We start from the raw sequence: 17,513 nt of genomic DNA on the forward strand, positions 1-17,513 counted from the left end.
CTTCACTCCGCTATTTTTATGGGTAGGTTCGCGGGCGATGATGGGCACAGGCTGCCCTGTAGTCAAACCAGCCCAGTTACCAAAGCGCTTAGCGTGCGCGCGGGCCGACAGACGCGTGCTACCGGTTCACGCAGCGCACTGACACGCGCCTCACTCCGGCCTTGCCGCATCGCGCGCGGCGCGTAGCTGTAGCTCATACAGATAGCGCGAGGCCAGGTGGTCGGCCGGCGGCTCGCTGTACTGGCCGCTACGCATGCTGGCCTTCAGCGCCGCATCCTGCGGGGCGATCAGCACCAGCGCCTGTTTGGCCCGTGTGGCCGCCACATAGAACAGGCGCCGCTCGGTCAGGCTGTGCCGCGCGCTATCGAGCCAGCTGCCATGCTGGCGGCGCGGCAGCTTGTCGCGACTCAGGCCAGGCAGGATCACCACCGCCCATTCATGCCCCTTGGCCTGCGCATAGCTGAGCAATTGCGCACCCTGCCGATTGGCCCAACGCGCGCTCTTGCTATTCAGGTCCTCCAGGGCCCTCAAGGTCTGGGCGATGGTCCAGCCCTGGCGGGCAAAGAAGTGCAGCGTCTCGCGCAGGGCATGGCGCAGCTCGGCCAGCTTTTCGCGGTCGATCAGCATGCGCGCCAACTCGTTCTCCACATCAAACAGCTGCAACAGGCGTTGCAGGCTGGCCGCCGCTGGCGCGTCGTCGGGCAGTGCCAATAGCTCGGCGCGATGCGCAATCAGCCGCTCGGCGCGTCGCGCGGCCTGGGCGGAGTTCGGATAGGTGGCGCGCAGCTTTTCCGCCGCGCGCAGCAGGTAGTCGAAGTCGGCCAGGATGGCCGGCTGCTCGGCCAGCTGCTGCACGCCCTGCTGCAGCCAGTCGGCGCGGCCGCTCTGCGGGTCCACGGCGCGCGCCAGACCCGGCGCCAGCAGGCCCAACGCTGCCTCTAGCAGAAAGGCGCGCCGCGCCTGCGGCAGCTTGTCCAGACGCTTGCCGCCCATGGCCAGCAGACCGAGCAGGCCGGCTTCCTCGCGGCGCTGGCCAAACGGCGGGGTATCGACGAACTGGTAAGGAATGCCAGCCTCGATCAGTGCGTATTCGGTGGCAATCGCATCGGCCGGGGCGCGGAACAGCACCGCGTAATCGCTCAACAGCCGGTCTTCCTCCTGCGCCTTGCGCAGCAGCTCGACCACCGCGCCCGGCTCGTCCTCGCGGTACACGCGCACGATGCGCGTGGGCTGGCGGCTTAGCGACTGGCAGGCCACGCGCGGCTGCGGCCGCGCGCGCTGCATGAACTGGTTCATGGCCTGGGCCAGTTCCTTGCCAAAGCGGAAGGAGCCGGACAGCTGGCCTTCCTGCAGATCATGGAAGCAGGCGGCGAACTGCTCGCGCATCAGGCTGGGGTCGGCGCCCTGCTGGGCATGAATGCACTGGCTCTCATCCCCGACCGCCACCATCACCGCCTTACGCCCCAGCACCGCGCGCAGCAGCTGCAGCTGAGCCAGGCTCAAGTCATTGATCTCGTCCAGCACCGCGAAGTCATACCGCCCGGCCAGATCACGGCGCGCCTCGGGTTCGCGCGCCAGCAATTGCAGCGGTTCGTGAATCAAATCGGCAAAGGTGTAGAAACCGTACTGGCGGCGCCGGCGCTCGAACTCGATATACAGCGCCAGCGTGCGCTCCTCCACGCCCAGCCGTTCAGCCGCCCACTCATCGTGCCAGTCATCGCTGCTGAAGTCGGCGAACTTGCGCTCGGCCTTGATGCGGTCGAACAGATGCAGCAGGTCGTCGCAGCTCTGATTGGTCGGGTCGATAGCCTCAAGATCGCTGCGCGTTTCCGCCAGGCTGGCCATGGTCGCGTACAGATGCTCGCGCAACGTATCCGCATCGTCCGGGTCGGCCGGGTTCAGCAGCTTGGGCTGGCGCAGCAGCCAGCCGGTTTCCACCAGCTTCTTGCAGGCGGCAAAGCCGACCGCATGCACGGTGTGCACGCGCAGCTCGCGCGCGCCACCGGCCTGCAGCAGCTGCTCAAGGCGGCGCTTGCCGGTGTGGCTGAAACTCGCGCACAGCATGCGCTCGGGCGCCGCGCCTTCCTTCAAGCGCGCCAGCAGCCAGTGGGCCAGCGCCGTGCTCTTGCCGCTGCCCGCGGTGGCAAACACCAGCTGATTGCGCCGACCCTGCGCCACGATGGCGGCCTGTTCGGCGGTAAGTTGCTTGGCATCAATCAGCATGGCGGGGTCTTTGGTAAGGAGGGCAAAACGGAAAGCAGCGGGCCACGCCAGCATAGCCTGCTAGATGACAGACCAGCCATAGGGCGGGGGCGGCGATCATGCGCAGTGCGCGCGCTGCCGTCAAACCCGCTGATAGATGGGGTGGCTCCGGTATAATCGCCCTTCCCCCGATTGCACCGGAATACCGCCATGACCGTCATCCGCCAGCAGGATTTCATCGACAGCATTGCCGACAGCCTGCAGTACATCTCCTACTACCACCCCAAGGACTACATCGACGCACTGGGCGCCGCCTACGAGGCTGAAGAAAGCCCGGCCGCCAAGGACGCGATCGCGCAGATCCTGACCAATAGCCGCATGTGCGCCGAGGGTCATCGCCCGATCTGCCAGGACACCGGCATCGTGTGCGCCTTTGTCACCATCGGCATGAATGTACAGTGGGCCGACGCCACCATGAGCGTCGAGGACATGGTCAATGAAGGTATCCGCCGTGCCTATCTGCACCCGGACAACAAGCTGCGCGCCTCGGTACTGGCCGACCCGGCCGGCAAGCGCAGCAACACCAAGGACAACACCCCGGGCGTGACCCATATCGAGCTGGTGCCGGGCGACAAGATCGATGTGCATATCGCCGCCAAGGGCGGTGGTTCGGAGAACAAGTCCAAGTTCGCCATGCTCAATCCGTCCGACAGCATTGTGGACTGGGTGCTGAAGACTGTGCCGCTGATGGGCGCCGGCTGGTGCCCGCCCGGCATGCTCGGCATCGGCATCGGCGGCACCGCCGAGAAGGCCATGCTGCTGGCCAAGCGTTCCTTGATGGACCCGATCGATATCCAGGACCTGATCAAGCGCGGCCCGCAAACCCGCGCCGAAGAACTGCGTATCGAGCTGTACGAGAAGGTCAACGCGCTCGGCATCGGCGCCCAGGGCCTGGGCGGCCTTGCCACCGTGCTGGACGTGAAGATCAACGATTACCCGACCCACGCCGCCAGCCTGCCGATCGCCATGATCCCCAACTGCGCCGCCACCCGCCATGTGCACTTCGAACTCGATGGCAGCGGCCCGGCCCAGCTGGAAGCACCGAAGCTGGAAGACTGGCCAGCCGTGACCTGGAGCCCCTCGGCCAATGCGCGCCGCGTGGACCTGAACACGGTCACGCCGGCAGACGTGGCCAGCTGGCAGCCAGGCGAAACCCTGCTGCTGAACGGCAAACTGCTCACCGGCCGCGACGCCGCGCACAAGCGCATGGTCGATATGCTGAACAAGGGCGAGCCGCTGCCAGTCGACTTCAAGGGCCGCTTCATTTACTACGTCGGTCCGGTCGACCCGGTGCGCGACGAAGTGGTCGGCCCGGCCGGCCCCACCACCGCCACCCGCATGGACAAGTTCACCGAGCAGGTGCTGGCCGCCACTGGCCTCCTCGGCATGGTGGGCAAAGCCGAGCGTGGCCCGGCAGGCCTTGATGCGATCAAGAAGCACAAATCGGTCTACCTGATGGCCGTGGGCGGCGCCGCCTACCTGGTATCGAAGGCTATCAAGGCCTCGCGCGTGGTCGGTTTTGCTGACCTCGGCATGGAAGCGATCTATGAGTTCGATGTGGTCGATATGCCGGTCACGGTGGCGGTCGATTCGAACGGCACCTCGGTGCACAAGACCGGCCCCTTGGAATGGCAGGCCAAGATCGGCAAGATCCCGGTCGCCTCGGCCTAAAGCCGCTGCACAAAGCCCCGTCCGCGGGGCTTTGTTATTTCCCTACCCGCTCAGGTCTGTCCATGTCCCACCCGCTGCTCGCCGAACTCGCCACCCTCCTGCCCGCCAACGCTTTGGTCACCGCCGCCGACAAGCTGGCACCGCGCCTTCTGGACCAGCGCAAGCGCATGCAGGGCCAGACCCTGGGCCTGGCCCTGCCCAGCAGCACGGCCGAGGTGGTGCAGATCGTGCAGGCCTGCCGGCGCCATGGCGTGGTCATCGTGCCGCAGGGGGGCAATACCGGCCTGGTCGGCGGAGCCACGCCCATGCAGGCCAATAGCCTGATCGTGGGCAGCGACAAGCTCAATCGCATCCGCGCGCTCGACCCGGCTGGCTATACGCTCACCGCCGAAGCCGGCTGCATCCTGGACGATATCCGCACAGCGGCCGAGAGTGCAGACAGGCTGTTCCCGCTCTGGCTCGGTTCATCGGGCAGCGCACGCCTCGGTGGCCTTGTCGGCACCAATGCCGGCGGCCTGCAGGTGCAGCGCTATGGCAATACGCGCGAGCTGGTACTCGGCATCGAGGCCGTGCTGGCCGATGGGCGCATCTACCAGGGCCTGCATACGCTGCGCAAACGCAATGCCGGCTACGACCTCAAGCAACTATTCATTGGCGCCGAGGGCACGCTGGGTTTTGTCACCGCCGCCACCCTGCGCCTCTTCCCGGCCGAGCGCAGCGAAGCGGTGGCTCTGGTCGCCCTGCCCGACCCAGAAGCCGTGCTGGCGCTGTTTGCGCAGGCCAAGGCGCAGCTCGGCGAGGTACTGACCGCCTTCGAGATGATCGACGCGGAAGCGCTGCGCATCATGGCCAAGCACTTCCCCAGCATCGCCCAACCGTTCAGCCCAATTCCCCCCTGTGCGGCGTTGATCGCCCTGAGCGGCGGCGAGGCCGAGCAGGTGCTGAACGAACGCCTGGCCGAGTTGTTGATAGCAGCCGGCCACGAGGACGCGGCCCTAGCGCAGGACGGTAGCCAGGCCAAGGCGCTGTGGGCGCTGCGCGAACATATCCCGGCTGCGCAAACGCGCGAAGGCCCGTCGATCAAGCACGACCTGGCCCTGCCGATCAGCGCGATCCCCGCCTTTGTGCGCGCCGCACGCGCGGCACTGGCCGAACAATTGCCTGAGGCGCGCCCAGTGGTCTTCGGCCATATGGGCGACGGCAATCTGCACTTCAACCTGGGCTGGCCGCGCCGCGAGGATTTCGAGCAGGCCGAAGCACGTGCGAACGCCCTGCTCTTCGACCTGACCCTGGCCCACGGCGGCGACTTGAGCGCCGAACACGGCATAGGTCGCTTACGCCTCGCCGAAGCCGACGCCCGCCACGACCCGGTCGAACGCGCACTGATGCGCGAGATCAAGGCCACGCTGGACCCGGATGGGGTGTTTAACCCAGGGGTGTTGGTTTAGCGCGGATTGCGGCGCGAACCCGCCTTACCGTGTTGCCGTCACGTGGCGCTGCGTGCAACGAAGCGCAACGGATACGCGACGCAACAGCCGTAGGGCGCCATGAAGCCGAAGGCTGAATCGCGCCGTCTGTCTGGGCTAGGCGCCATGCGCCCATTTACCGTCTTACTCACCCACCTGTAGCAAGCTGGTATCGCCTCCACCCCAATCAGCCACCAGCAAGCCGTCTGCAACGTAACGATGGAAGGTCGAATAAGGCCAATCGGCAACCCGTGGCACCCAACCATGCTTAACCGGATTGAAATGCACATAATCGAGATGGCGGGCAAAGTCCGCCTCGTCGCGTATCTGGTGCTCCCAATACCGCCGCTGCCAGATGCCACGTTCCCGCCTCGCTTCCCGCACGGCCGAGCGCCGCTCCAGCAAGGGTAGCCGGCGCGAAAAGCCCGCCTTGATCAAACGCCAGCGCAGCGCAAAATCGGCATCCCCAGCCGGGAGTTCAATCACGCAGTGCAGATGATCGGGCAGTACCACCCAACCATGAATGGTGAACGGATGCCGCTGCTTGACCTCCTGCACCACCTCGCGCAGCTGATCGATATACCGCACCAGCAAATCGTTGCCATGCCGTTCCAGCAAGGTCACGGTGAAGAAGAAGGTACCGCCCGGCAACCAGGCGCGACGGTAATTGGGCATGGGGAGAAATGGAAAGCAGACAGCCCATTCAAGACCAAACACCGGTAGGGCGCCATGAGCGCAGCGAATCGCGCCGAACAAGGTTCACGCCGTAGCGCGCGAACCCAGACATACGGCGCGATTCGCTGCGCTCATGGCGCCCTACGGTGTGCGGGGTACGGCCGTCATCTAGTTAACCGCAGATTTGGATACATTGCTGTAAGTGGATTTTCTAAAGATTCTGAATCCTCAAGCGCCTTTCTTGCTTTATTTGCAATTTCGGCTTTATAAGTATCTAGCATGGGCACCAAAGTATATATGTCGGAGCAATCAAGAACGACGGTTCTAAATTGACTAATATCAAACGGTATTTTGTCTCCCTTCCGCATTATTTGGACGGTTGGCAAGCGTGCTGCGTGCCTTAATGCAAGCTCATAAAAGACATTGGGATTACTAAAAGAAAGGTCAGCAACTACCAGTTTCGAATTAAGAACATACTCGATTACTTGATTTGTTATTAATCCAGGAGTATCAATCCCGTCTGCTCTAACCACTTTCAATCCGAGTGATTCAATTGCCGGCTCTACAATTGATCCTAAAAACAAGTCAGCATGCTTACGCTGCTCTGAACCATCTTCACCGATAGGAGTTATATAGAAACAAGTTCCATCAAAATGCGAATTCCCAGATGTAACAGTACCAGCAAGGCTTTGGCTTGTAGAAGCTATTGGCAACTGAGAAGACTGTGGCCTCTGATCAGGCAACCCTTCCAATGCATGACCTACATCAATGATTCTCTGGGCACCGGAGAGATTTCTTAGTAGTCCTGTGTGCTCGATGTTAACAATAAAAACATCAATAACAGCCGCTCTGTCTTCTATGTCTACGCCTTGACCATCAAGGGCATCTGTTAATACAGCATGCTGAGGAAGCTTATTACCCCTAAATGTTGTGTAAAGATAATTAAAAGGATCAATGCCCAATACAGCCAAATCTATTTTGGCCTTGGCTTTTTGATATAGACTTGACTCATCCGAAACGATTTGATAGCCAAGCTCCGTCAATTTAAGAAACTCCGATGATGCGGTGCCCGTTATTAACCCATATTTAGCCGTATTGGTAACCCAGGTTCTGGAGGGACCACTTTCAGAAGCCTTACCTATTAGGTCAAATAGTGTAATTCTTCGAATTTGTTGATTGCCAGCATTTTTGTGGATCGCATTCGCAAGTTCTAGCGCATCAGAAAACGCACATGTCGGATATTTCCTAACTTTTCTAGTACGTGCTTTCACTGGCTGCTCACTAGCTGGAGGTGCTTCGTTAATCGCTGTTTTTTCGTCCATAACATAGTCCTTCATTATTTTGATTAGCATCAACCTTTATGATGCGGTATCAAACTCAACCGCTACCCAAAAAAACCCATCACTCTGATACCCCCACAACCGATCATGCAGCCCGCTGTAAGCCAGCAGCGACGCCCAGTCTCCCGCCTCCGCAATCGGCCCTTAGTACATCACGATCAGCCGGTCCGTCGCCGCAATCGTCGATAGTAGGTGGACGATGGCCACCCGCAGACCCTGACTGCTGAAGAGTTTGATGCCGCGCATGTCGACGGTGCCGAACCATACAAAGGCGAAAAAGCTCTTGCGTAACTGGGTATGTGCATGGCTGAGGCAAGGCGAGATGCGCTTTTGAACTTGTGGAACACAGACTGCCCCCTGCTTGATGGCGGGCGCCGCTTCGCAACGCCCTTTGGTTTGCCTGCAGTCTAGCAAAGCCGCGCTGGCGGCTGGCAAGTGCCGGGCAGTGCTCGCTGGAAGCCCGTAAAACGACCGACACCGGCGCTGTACTTAGACTTGGCAACAACTGGCACCAACCCATGAAGTCTATGCGGCAAATCGCGCCAGCACCTGCCGCGCCACCTCATTCAAATCCCCCGCCGGAGCAATCTGTATCGTCTCACCACTGGCCCGAATCTGCGGGCGCGAGCGGCGGTAGGCGGGGTCGTAGTGTTCAACGATCAGTGCTTCGAATAGCGCGGCGCGCTCACCAGCGGCTAGCAGGGCTTGCCAGCGTGCCAGCGCCTCCTTGCCGTGCAGCTCGGTCAGTCTGGCCAGCTTGGCGGCGAAGTCGGCCGGGGCGTCGAAGAGATGGGCGTAGTCCTGGCACAGATAAGCCACCCGCTGCGCGAGGCTGGCGCTGACGGTGATGGCAGCTGCGCTGCGCAACGCCTGCATCAGGCTTTCCGGCAGGTGCAAGAGGCCAATGCGCTTGCTCTCGGCCTCCACGAACACCGGCCGCTCGGTGGTGAAGCCGTTCAGGGCGGCCACCAGGGCCGTGTCGAAGGCTTTCTGGCTAGGTTGCGGCGCATCGGGCCAGGCGCCCAGCAGCGAGCCACGGTGGCGCGCCAGCCCTTCCAGATCGAGCACCTGGGCGCCCTCGGCGCCCAGCGCATGCAAGAGCCGCGTCTTGCCGCAGCCGGTATTGCCGGCCAGCACCACATAGCGGTAACGGGCCGGGGCAGCGTCCAGCTCATCCAGCACCCAGCGCCGATAGCCCTTGTAGCCGCCTTCCAGCTGGCGCGCACGCCAGCCGATCAGATTCATCCAGGCCGTCATCGCCCCCGAGCGCTTGCCGCCACGCCAGCAGTACACGAGCGGGCGCCAGGTATGCGGGCGGTCGGCGAACAGGGTGTCGAGGTGCTGGGCCAGATTGCGCGCCACCATGGCGGCGCCCACGCGGGTGGCTTCGAAAGGGTTCTGCTTGTACAGGGTGCCGACGATGACGCGCTCGGCATTGCTGAGCACCGGCGCATTGATGGCGCCGGGCAGATGGTCTTCGGCGAACTCGGCCGGCGTGCGCACATCGATGATCTCGTCAAAGCGGGAACGCTCTGCTAGGGTCGCGAGCTGATCTTTCAAGGGCGTCTGCCATGGCTATCAAGTTGACCCAATTGTCCCACGGCGGCGGATGCGGCTGCAAAATCGCCCCGGCGGTGCTGGCGCAGATGCTGGCCAAGCTGCCCACCGCGCAGGCCTTCCCGCAGCTGCTGGTGGGCGTGGAAACCGCCGATGACGCGGCGGTGTACCAGATCAATGCCGAGCAGGCCGTGGTGGCCACCACCGACTTCTTCATGCCCATCGTCGACGATGCCTTCGACTTTGGCCGCATCGCCGCTACCAATGCAGTCTCCGATATCTATGCCATGGGCGGCACGCCCATCATGGCACTGGCCATCGTCGGCATGCCGGTCAACACCCTGCCCATCGCCGACATCCAGCAGATTCTGGCTGGTGGTGCGGCCGTGGCGCAGGCGGCCGGTTTTCCGATTGCCGGCGGGCATTCAATCGATGCGCCCGAGCCGATCTACGGCCTGGCGGTGATTGGCCTCGTGCATCCGGCGCGCATCAAGCGCAATGCCGATGCGCAGGCCGGCGATAGGCTGATTTTGGGCAAGCCGCTCGGGGTAGGCATTCTGGGCACGGCGATGAAGAAGGGACTGCTGGATGAGGCTGGCTATGCCGAGCTGATTGCCACCACCACCCAGCTGAACCGCGTGGGCAGCGAGATCGCGCAGATTGTCGGCGTGCATGCGATGACCGATGTGACCGGCTTTGGCCTGCTCGGGCATTTGCTGGAGGTGTGCCGTGGCAGCGGCCTGGCGGCGCAGATCAACGCCGCGCAGGTGCCGCTGCTAGCCAGCGCGGCTGGCTTCGCCCAGCAAGGCATCGGCCCCGGCGCCATTGAGCGCAATCTGGCCAGCTTTAGTGCCGAGGTGGACTTTGACGCGCAGGTGGCCGACTGGCAGCAGCGCCTGCTGGCCGATGCGCAGACCTCGGGCGGCCTCTTGGTGTCCTGCTCGGCCGAGTCGGCGCCGGCCGTGCTGGCCGCCTTCCACGCCGCCGGCTTCGCTCAGGCGGCCGACATTGGCATGCTGAGCGCCGGTGCGGCGCGTATCAGCGTGGTCTAGCCACACACGTTCAAAGCGCCGGCGACGCCGGGCGGGCAAAACCATCCTGCAGATGCGTAAGCAGCAGGCGCGTGCGCATGGGCAGGTAGCGGCCGCTGTGATACAGCGCATTCAGGCTGACGGTTTCGGTCTGCACGCCATCGAGTTCAATCGGCAGCAGGCGGCCTGCGCGCAGGTCCTCGTGCAAATCGAGTTCGGCCTTGTAGATCAGCCCCCATCCGGCCAGCGCCCAGCGATGCACCAGTGCGCTGTCATTGGCGCTGCGCGGCCCGCTGACCGTCACCTCCAGCGCCTCGCCATCGCGGTAGAAGCGCCAACACTGGTCGAGCTGCCCGGCTTTGAAAAAACACAGACAGTCGTGCTCGGCCAGCTGCGCTGGCACGCGCGGCGCACCACGCCGGGCCAGATAAGCCGGTGCGGCGCAGAGCCGCTGCGGGCTGCGGCAGAGCGGACGCGCCACCAAGCGTGAATCGGCCAGCTCGCCATAGCGAATCGCCAGCTCGACCTGGTCACGCAGCAGGTCGGCCAGGCCATCGCCCACCTGCAGCTGCAGCTGGATGTGGGGATGGGCTTGCTGGAACTCATCCAGCAGCTGGCTGAGCAGGCCGTGCGCGAGATCACTGGGCACGGCCAAGCGGATCAGGCCGCTGGCCGCCTGCTGTCCGCGCTGCAACAGTGCCTGCCCCTCATCCAGCGCGGCCAGCGCCTGGCGACAATGATCGAGAAACTGCTCGCCCTCGGCCGTCAGGCGCAGCGCGCGCGTGGAGCGCTGCAGCAGGCGCGCCGCCAAGCCCTGCTCCAGGCGCTTTAGCGCGGCACTGGCCGCGGCCGGGCTCAGCTGCAGCTGGCGCGCCGCGGCGCTGATGCTGCCCAGCTGGGCAATCGCCGCGAACAGGCGCAGCTCGGCTAATCCATACATGCTCGGCCTCTATTTTCAATGATAGTTTGAAACTGATTGCATATACAGGCCAATTATCAATGGCAAAGCCAGGCAGGACAATCAGCACTCCCATCAAAGACGGAGGCAGAACATGTATCAGCTGTTTTATTGGCCCACCCCGAATGGCCACAAGATCACCCTGGCGCTGGAAGAAATGGGCCTGCCCTATACGCTGCAGCCGGTGGATATCGGCCGTGGCGATCAGTTCGACCCCGACTATCTGCGCCTATCGCCCAGCGGCAAGATGCCGGCGCTAATCGATAGCGCACCCGCCGACGGCCAGGCGCCGCTCAGCCTGTTCGAATCCGGTGCCATCCTGCTCTATCTGGCCCAGCGCCATCAGCAGCTATGGCCCAGCGCGCCAGCGGAGCAGGTGCAATGCCTGTCCTGGCTGTTCTGGCAGGTCAGCGCCTTCGGGCCGATGTGCGGGCAGAACGCCCACTTCCGCCGCTATGCGCCCATGCCGGTGCCCTATGCGCAGGAACGCTATGCGCGTGAGGTCAGGCGGCTGTATGGCGTATTGGATACGCGGCTGCAGCAGCAGCACTTTCTGGCCGGCAGCTACAGCATTGCCGATATCGCCTGCCACCCCTGGGTGCATTGTCATCAACCGCAGGGCATAGACCTGGCCGATTTCCCCGCGGTAGCACGCTGGTTTGCCGAGATCGGCGCGCGCCCGGCCGTACAGCGCGCTTATCAGCGCGGAGAGGGCTTGGGCGGCGATCTGGCCCAGTTGAGCGGTGATGCCTGGCGCCGGCTGTTTGCCAACGAAGGGCTGGCACTGGAGTGCCCGCTATGAAGCACTTCCTTGATCTGGCCGCGCTCGCGCAGCACAACGCCAGCTGGAGCAGTGCCGAGCGCGCGGTGCGTCTGCCGGTCGGTGCGCCATTCGGTCTGAGCCGGCTGGGCATCAACTACACGCGCCTGCCACCGGGGGCAATCTCGGCACTGCGCCACTATCACAGCCACCAGGACGAATGGCTGCTGGTACTGGCCGGCCAGCCCACCTTGGTCAGCGACCAAGGCGAGCAGCTGCTGGCGCCCGGCTGCTGCGTGGGCTTTGCGCATGGCCAGCCGAATGCCCATCAGCTGCACAACCGCAGTCAAACCGAGGTGATTCTGCTGGAGGTCAGTGATCGCCACCCCGATGACCGGGCCAGCTATCCGTATGACTGCGCCGCCACGATCAGCGCGGCGCTGGCGGGTTGAGGCGCCGGCCTTGATGGTCTTTGAGTAACGCACCAGCGGCTGGCCCTGCTGCAGATAGCGGTCGAACAACATGGCGATATTGCGCACCAGTAGCCAGCCGGTTTCCCGATTGCTGGCGGACATTCGATCAATGCACCCGAGCCGATCTACGGCCTGGCGGTGATCGACCTCGTGCATTCGGCACAGGCATAAAAAAACCGCCAAGCACACGCTGGCGGCTTTTTGCTTTGTACACGTCAGGCCAGGCCCGCTTGCACTCGCTCAGTTGATACGCACAAACAAGCGAGCCCAGAATGTGCCGCCTTCCGGACGGTTGCGTACACCGAATTCCTCGATGTACTTGCTTTCCAGCGCCCACTGGCCGCTTTCAGCCTGCCAGGAAATCGATGGGCCAAGGCCGAATACGCGGGCGCGGTTACCGTTGTCAGGTGCGCCAGGGCCTTTGTCATCGGTGGTCTGGTAGATCACATAGCCGGCCATCCCCATCTTCAGGCTGTCATTCACTGCATACAGTGCGGACAGATCGGACTGCAGGTACTGGCCGGAGCGGTAGTCAGTATCGCTGTTCTTGCCATTGATCGAGTAGCTCGTGCGGGCGCCGACCTCTACGCCATTTTCATACACATGGGCCAGGGTCACGATGGGACGCAGAGTCCAGAACTTGCCTGCACCAATATTGACCGGGCTTTGCTTGTCATACTTGCCGGTGGGCGCAACCACCGCCAAGGCCAAGGTGGTACGCGATTCATCACTCTGGAAATCGACAAACGGAGCAATCTCGATATCGCCCACACCAGAACGCTCGCCCGACATGCTGGCGGCCTGCGCGGCAATCGCGGCTTCCACGCCCGGTGCAGCCGGACCACCAATCAGGGTGGGGCTGAGGGTGAGCTTGGTCTTGGCCAGCGGCACCGTGATCGAGGTACCGAACTTGCCTGATTCACCGACCCGCATCTCGGACAACCAGGTGCCGCGCAAGGCCAGCACATCAGCGCGCACCTTGCCATCCAACCGGGCGCTGAGGCCCGGCTGCGGCGTGGCCGAAACGGCGACCTTGCCGTCATCGCCCAGCAGCTTGTCGGCAGCGTAGTGCTGGTAATTGGCCTGCAAGTACATGCCGGGCAAGAGCGGCGCAGTTAGGTCGAAACCCGGCAGGCCAGGCAGGGAACGCAGCTGATTGCGTTCAGTGGCATGCACCGTGGCCGGCAAGGCCATGGCGAGCAAAAGAAACCATTTCACAGATTGTTGCTTGTGCATTGTCTGCACTCCCGTAGTGGAAAGAAATCAGGGGGGACTGGCGGGGCGCACTGTCCTGCATAGCGCGCAAGTGCGCTGGCTACAAGAGCATGCCGCCGAACGCGTCGCCGACCCGGTGTGCGTCATAAAATCAACACAAAAAAGCAAGCGCTTGACTACATAACAAAGAAGCCTACGCCCAACACTGATGCGGGTGTGCCGCAATTTTGCGCAAAATTTTCGCTCTTGAGCAGGCTGGCGATTATACAGCCAATGTAAACAACGACTTAAATAAATGTTAGGATAGATTAATAGTTCTAATCCTTGCCCTCTTTCGGTGCAGGGCTAGTATTCGAGCCAGACGATATGCGCTGGCTTATTTCATTCTCTGGAGCCGTACTATGTTTCGCCCCATTTCTCAGCTGTCCCTAATGCGCCTCGTTTTTGCTTGGCTGATGTCTAGCGCGGTGTTTGCCACCACCTACGGCATAGGCGATGTGCGCTTCGAAGACAGCGCCACGGTGTTCGGGCAAAAGCTGATCCTGAACGGTGCGGCGGCTTCGAACATTTTGTCGGCCAAATCCACCGTGGTAGCCCTGTACCTAAGCAAAAAACAAAACACCCAGGAAGGCGTGGCCAACCTGGCCGGCGCCAAACGCATCTCGCTGATTGCCCTGCGTGAGATCTCCAGCAAGGACCTGGGTAATGTGCTGATGGACCGTATCCGCCAGAATGCGACGCAAGACGAGATCAATTCCAATGTGCTGCAGATTGTGCAGATTGGCGGCATTTTCGGTACCGTGCCGCGCCTGAAAAAGGATGACGTGGTCCACATAGACTGGAACCCTGCCAAGAAGCAGACCGAATTCCGTCTGAACGACAAGCTCTTGGGCGAACAGATTCAGGGCGAATCCTTCTTTGGCATGTTCACCAAAGTGTGGCTTGGCCCCAAGGTACGGGAGAAAACCCGCGCCGGCCTGTTGGGTCAGGGTGATCCACTGGAAGTCGTCGCACCTTAATCCGCGAAGCCAGCCAAGCAATAACCCAAAAGGGTCAGCCCCGCGAACCGCGGGCTGACCCTTTTCTATTTGCGCTGCGATCCCGCCAGGCTTTACAGAAACATACCGCCAGACGCTTCAATGCGCTGCGCGTTCAGTAGACCAAGATTTCCAGTATGCCTTTCATGGCGACATTGGTGGCAAGACCAGGCAGAGCGTTGCCCGGCCGGCAGGCCGGCTTGGGCATCATGCAGGTCGCAGAATCTGCATGCGCGATCTACTACGCTGGGGCGAGCTAGAGGAAATCCTGTCGCAGGATGTAGCCGTGCACATGCAGGTCCATGTGGCCGAGAATCCATCGGCTAGAAGCACGCGGATGCGGGCCTTCAGATTACCTTGGAGTAACGCACCAGCGGCTGGCCCTGCTGCAGATAGCGGTCGAACAGCATGGCGATATTGCGCACCAGCAGCCGGCCGCGCGGCAGCACCTGCAGCCGCTGCGCGTCCAGGGTCAGCAAGCCCAGGCGCACCATCGGCTGCAAGCTGGCCAGCTCCTGGGCGAAGTAGCTGGCGAAGTCGATCTGCCACTGCGCGGCAAAGGCGTTCAGATCGAGTGCGAACTGGCACATCAGCTGCTGGATCAAGGCACGGCGGATCTCATCATCACGGCTCAGTTGCAGGCCACGGAACAGCGGTAGTTGGCCGGCATCGAGCAGCGCGTAGTACTCCTCGGTGGTCTTCACATTCTGGCTATAGCTATCACCGAGCTTGCCGATGCCCGATACGCCCAGTGCAAGCAGGTCGATATCGTCGCGGGTCGAATAGCCCTGGAAGTTGCGGTGCAGCGTGCCCGCGCGCTGGGCCTGGGCCAGCTCATCATCGGGCAGGGCAAAGTGGTCCATGCCGATATACACATAGCCCGCGCCGGTCAGCTTATCGATGGCCAGGCTGAGCAGGTCGAGCTTCTCATCCAGCGTGGGCAGCTCGGCCTCGGCAATACGGCGCTGCGGCTTGAATAGATGCGGCAGGTGCGCATAGCTGTAGATGGACAGGCGATCAGGCCGCGCGGCAATCACCTTGTCTAGCGTCGCGCTGAAGCCGGCCGTCGTCTGGCGCGGCAGGCCGTAGATCAGGTCGATGGAGATCGAGCGAAAGCCGTGCGCACGCGCCGCCTTCATCACCGACAGGGTCTCCGCCTCGCTCTGGATGCGGTTCACCGCCGCCTGCACGGCCGGGTCGAAATCCTGCACGCCGATGCTCATACGGTTGAAACCCAGGCGCGCCAACAGAGCCACGGTCTCTGCATTCACCTTGCGCGGATCAATCTCGATCGAGTATTCGCCCTGCTCATCGGGCGCGAAATCGAAGTGCTGACGCAGCGCGCCCATCAGGCGCTCGAGCTGGGTATCAGACAGGAAGGTCGGCGTACCGCCGCCGAAATGCAGCTGCTCCACCCGCGCACCCGACCCGATCAGCCCGGCCTGCATGGCCATCTCACGCTCGAGATAATCGAGATAGACCTCGGCCTTGGATTTGTCCTTGGTGATGATCTTGTTACAGCCGCAGTAGTAGCAGATGGTGTTGCAGAACGGGATATGCACATACAGCGACAGCGGACGGCGCTGCCCAGCGCTGAAGCGCTGCTCGGCCAGTGCATGGTAGGCCGTCGCATCGAAGCCGGCGTGGAAGCGATCGGCGGTCGGATACGAGGTGTAGCGCGGGCCATTACCGGCCAGTTGCTCGATCAGCGCCTTGTCGAAGCTGAGCGCCTGGACATCGAAACTAGGGTGAAGAAGGCTGGGGCTGGGCATGGCGTGCATTCCGAACTTGAATGCCACCAGCCTACGCGGCCAGCGGGTAAAGCTCGTTGACCGGGATCAATCGCGCAGCGCAAAAGCCAGAAACGACAACGCCAGCCACAAGCACGATCGCAAAGCGATCAGCCCAGGCTGGCGCGCAAACAGATACGGGTACGGCTTACTTCTTCTTGCCCTTCTTGGCGGCCTTCTCGGCTACCTTGGCCTTGAACGTCGCGCCCGGTGTGAACTTGGGCACGGTGGTCGCGGCAATCTTCAGCTTCTCGCCCGTACGCGGATTCTTGCCTTCGCGGGCATTGCGCGCCAGTGGCTTGAAAGTGCCAAAGCCGACCAGGGTCACGGAATCACCATCCGCAACGGCTTGGGAAACCGCCTCAATGAAGGCGTCCAGGCTGTTACCAGCAGCGACCTTGCTCAGATTGGCCTTTTCGGCGATGACATCAATCAGTTCACTCTTGTTCATTGGTATGCCCCTCAATCCTCAGATGGTTGGAAACGACCGCAAGCCTTGGCCGGTCGAGCGCCAAGTCTACTCGAAGCAAATGCCATCTGGTTAAGCAGGCCACGAAGTAAGCAGCGAATTTCCCGCCACCACGGCACTAGTACCAAGGCCTGGCGATCATCCACCCCATCGCAACCCGTAGCCAGCCAGCATCCGGCCAAACGCTACAGAACACAGCGTAGCAGCCCATGCAAAACTTGCCATCCACCAAATGCCCCGGAACGGCCTGGAATGCGGGCTACGCAACATTTTTCCACTTTCTGACCCAATTTACTTCTAGCCTTAGCAAGGCCGGACACTGCAAATATCAGGGCTAGTCGCCCATCTGCCCACTCTCCAAACGCAAACAGCCTGCGAGAGCGACGTCCACCCAAACGAAACAGCCCGCGAGAGCGGGCTGTTTGCATTTCAATTCATCACAGTTGCGGGCTGTTTGCTTAGTGACCTTACCCCAATCGGTCTACCACGCATAAATTAGCAATCTGAGCGGTTGGGGGTTGATGCTTTTCCCGGTATTCCGCCGGGGTCAAATAGCCCAGCGCACTATGTGGCCGGGCCGCGTTGTAATCGAGACGCCACGCCTCGATCTTCTGTTGTGCATCATGCAGGCTACGGAAGGTATGCTGGTTCAAGCACTCATCCCGGAACCGACCGTTGAAGCTTTCTATGTGCGCGTTATCTACCGGCTTGCCAGGCCGAATGAACTGCAATCGCACACCATGCTCGGAAGCCCATTGATCCAGTGCCTTGCTGGTGAACTCCGGTCCATTGTCCACCTGGATCTGGCT

At 62.1% G+C, this 17,513-nt stretch carries 16 protein-coding genes; 6 read left to right on the forward strand and 10 right to left on the reverse strand.

Annotated elements, in window-relative coordinates; all coding sequences use genetic code 11:
- Positions 1-150 precede the first annotated feature (150 nt).
- Complete coding sequence (locus BT173_RS18255) at positions 151-2,223, reverse strand: UvrD-helicase domain-containing protein (protein WP_175545640.1); 2,073 nt, start codon at positions 2,221-2,223, stop codon at positions 151-153.
- A 189-nt stretch (positions 2,224-2,412) separates the two neighbouring features.
- Here BT173_RS18255 and BT173_RS18260 point away from each other — a divergent pair, with 189 nt between their 5' ends.
- Positions 2,413-3,933 (forward strand): fumarate hydratase, encoded by a 1,521-nt coding sequence (locus BT173_RS18260; protein ID WP_072430115.1) that lies wholly within the window; start codon positions 2,413-2,415, stop codon positions 3,931-3,933.
- Positions 3,934-3,995: 62 nt separating this feature from the next.
- The gene (locus tag BT173_RS18265; RefSeq protein WP_072430116.1) at positions 3,996-5,381 is read left to right on the forward strand and encodes an FAD-binding oxidoreductase; all 1,386 of its coding nucleotides are present in this window, start codon (positions 3,996-3,998) and stop codon (positions 5,379-5,381) included.
- 162 nt (positions 5,382-5,543) lie between these two features.
- On the opposite strand, the gene BT173_RS18270 is transcribed toward BT173_RS18265, so the two are convergent.
- The 4 genes from BT173_RS18270 to mnmH form a co-directional block, all read right to left on the reverse strand.
- Positions 5,544-6,074, reverse strand: a complete 531-nt coding sequence (locus BT173_RS18270) for an REP-associated tyrosine transposase (protein ID WP_072430117.1) — start codon at positions 6,072-6,074, stop codon at positions 5,544-5,546.
- 164 nt (positions 6,075-6,238) lie between these two features.
- Complete coding sequence (locus tag BT173_RS18275; protein ID WP_217651512.1) at positions 6,239-7,411, reverse strand: hypothetical protein; 1,173 nt, start codon at positions 7,409-7,411, stop codon at positions 6,239-6,241.
- Between the two features lie 147 nt (positions 7,412-7,558).
- Complete coding sequence (locus BT173_RS19470; protein WP_139256225.1) at positions 7,559-7,849, reverse strand: hypothetical protein; 291 nt, start codon at positions 7,847-7,849, stop codon at positions 7,559-7,561.
- A gap of 90 nt (positions 7,850-7,939) precedes the next feature.
- On the reverse strand, positions 7,940-8,974 hold the full coding sequence (mnmH, locus tag BT173_RS18280; RefSeq protein WP_072430118.1) for a tRNA 2-selenouridine(34) synthase MnmH: 1,035 nt from the start codon (positions 8,972-8,974) through the stop codon (positions 7,940-7,942).
- Between the two features lie 11 nt (positions 8,975-8,985).
- On the opposite strand from mnmH, the gene selD reads away from it, so the two are divergent.
- The gene (gene selD / locus BT173_RS18285) at positions 8,986-10,023 is read left to right on the forward strand and encodes a selenide, water dikinase SelD (protein ID WP_072430119.1); all 1,038 of its coding nucleotides are present in this window, start codon (positions 8,986-8,988) and stop codon (positions 10,021-10,023) included.
- 10 nt (positions 10,024-10,033) lie between these two features.
- Here the strand turns inward: selD and BT173_RS18290 are convergent, their stop codons facing one another.
- The gene (locus BT173_RS18290; RefSeq protein WP_072430120.1) at positions 10,034-10,942 is read right to left on the reverse strand and encodes a LysR family transcriptional regulator; all 909 of its coding nucleotides are present in this window, start codon (positions 10,940-10,942) and stop codon (positions 10,034-10,036) included.
- Positions 10,943-11,054: 112 nt separating this feature from the next.
- Between BT173_RS18290 and BT173_RS18295 the strand changes: the two genes are divergently transcribed.
- Both BT173_RS18295 and BT173_RS18300 read left to right on the forward strand, forming a co-directional pair.
- Complete coding sequence (locus BT173_RS18295) at positions 11,055-11,762, forward strand: glutathione S-transferase N-terminal domain-containing protein (protein WP_072430121.1); 708 nt, start codon at positions 11,055-11,057, stop codon at positions 11,760-11,762.
- Positions 11,759-12,172 carry a cupin domain-containing protein gene (locus BT173_RS18300; RefSeq protein ID WP_072430122.1) on the forward strand — a complete coding sequence of 138 codons (414 nt, stop codon included), beginning with the start codon at positions 11,759-11,761 and terminating at the stop codon, positions 12,170-12,172. The genes BT173_RS18295 and BT173_RS18300 overlap by 4 nt, the downstream gene beginning before the upstream one ends.
- A gap of 261 nt (positions 12,173-12,433) precedes the next feature.
- Here BT173_RS18300 and BT173_RS18305 read toward each other — a convergent pair whose 3' ends face one another.
- The gene (locus BT173_RS18305) at positions 12,434-13,411 is read right to left on the reverse strand and encodes a SphA family protein (RefSeq protein WP_175545641.1); all 978 of its coding nucleotides are present in this window, start codon (positions 13,409-13,411) and stop codon (positions 12,434-12,436) included.
- Positions 13,412-13,839: 428 nt separating this feature from the next.
- On the opposite strand from BT173_RS18305, the gene BT173_RS18310 reads away from it, so the two are divergent.
- Positions 13,840-14,427, forward strand: a complete 588-nt coding sequence (locus BT173_RS18310; RefSeq protein WP_072430124.1) for a chalcone isomerase family protein — start codon at positions 13,840-13,842, stop codon at positions 14,425-14,427.
- Positions 14,428-14,792: 365 nt separating this feature from the next.
- Here the strand turns inward: BT173_RS18310 and hemN are convergent, their stop codons facing one another.
- The 3 genes from hemN to BT173_RS18325 all read right to left on the reverse strand — a co-directional run.
- On the reverse strand, positions 14,793-16,217 hold the full coding sequence (gene hemN, locus BT173_RS18315) for an oxygen-independent coproporphyrinogen III oxidase (protein ID WP_072430125.1): 1,425 nt from the start codon (positions 16,215-16,217) through the stop codon (positions 14,793-14,795).
- Between the two features lie 166 nt (positions 16,218-16,383).
- A complete protein-coding gene (locus BT173_RS18320; protein WP_072430126.1) occupies positions 16,384-16,686 on the reverse strand; it encodes an HU family DNA-binding protein in 303 nt (100 codons plus the stop codon).
- 485 nt (positions 16,687-17,171) lie between these two features.
- A partial coding sequence (locus tag BT173_RS18325) for an integrase core domain-containing protein (RefSeq protein WP_084658878.1) occupies positions 17,172-17,513 on the reverse strand: 342 nt, incomplete at its 5' end.

Origin of the sequence: Chitinimonas taiwanensis DSM 18899, assembly GCF_900119825.1 — a bacterium.
GTDB lineage: Bacteria > Pseudomonadota > Gammaproteobacteria > Burkholderiales > Chitinimonadaceae > Chitinimonas > Chitinimonas taiwanensis.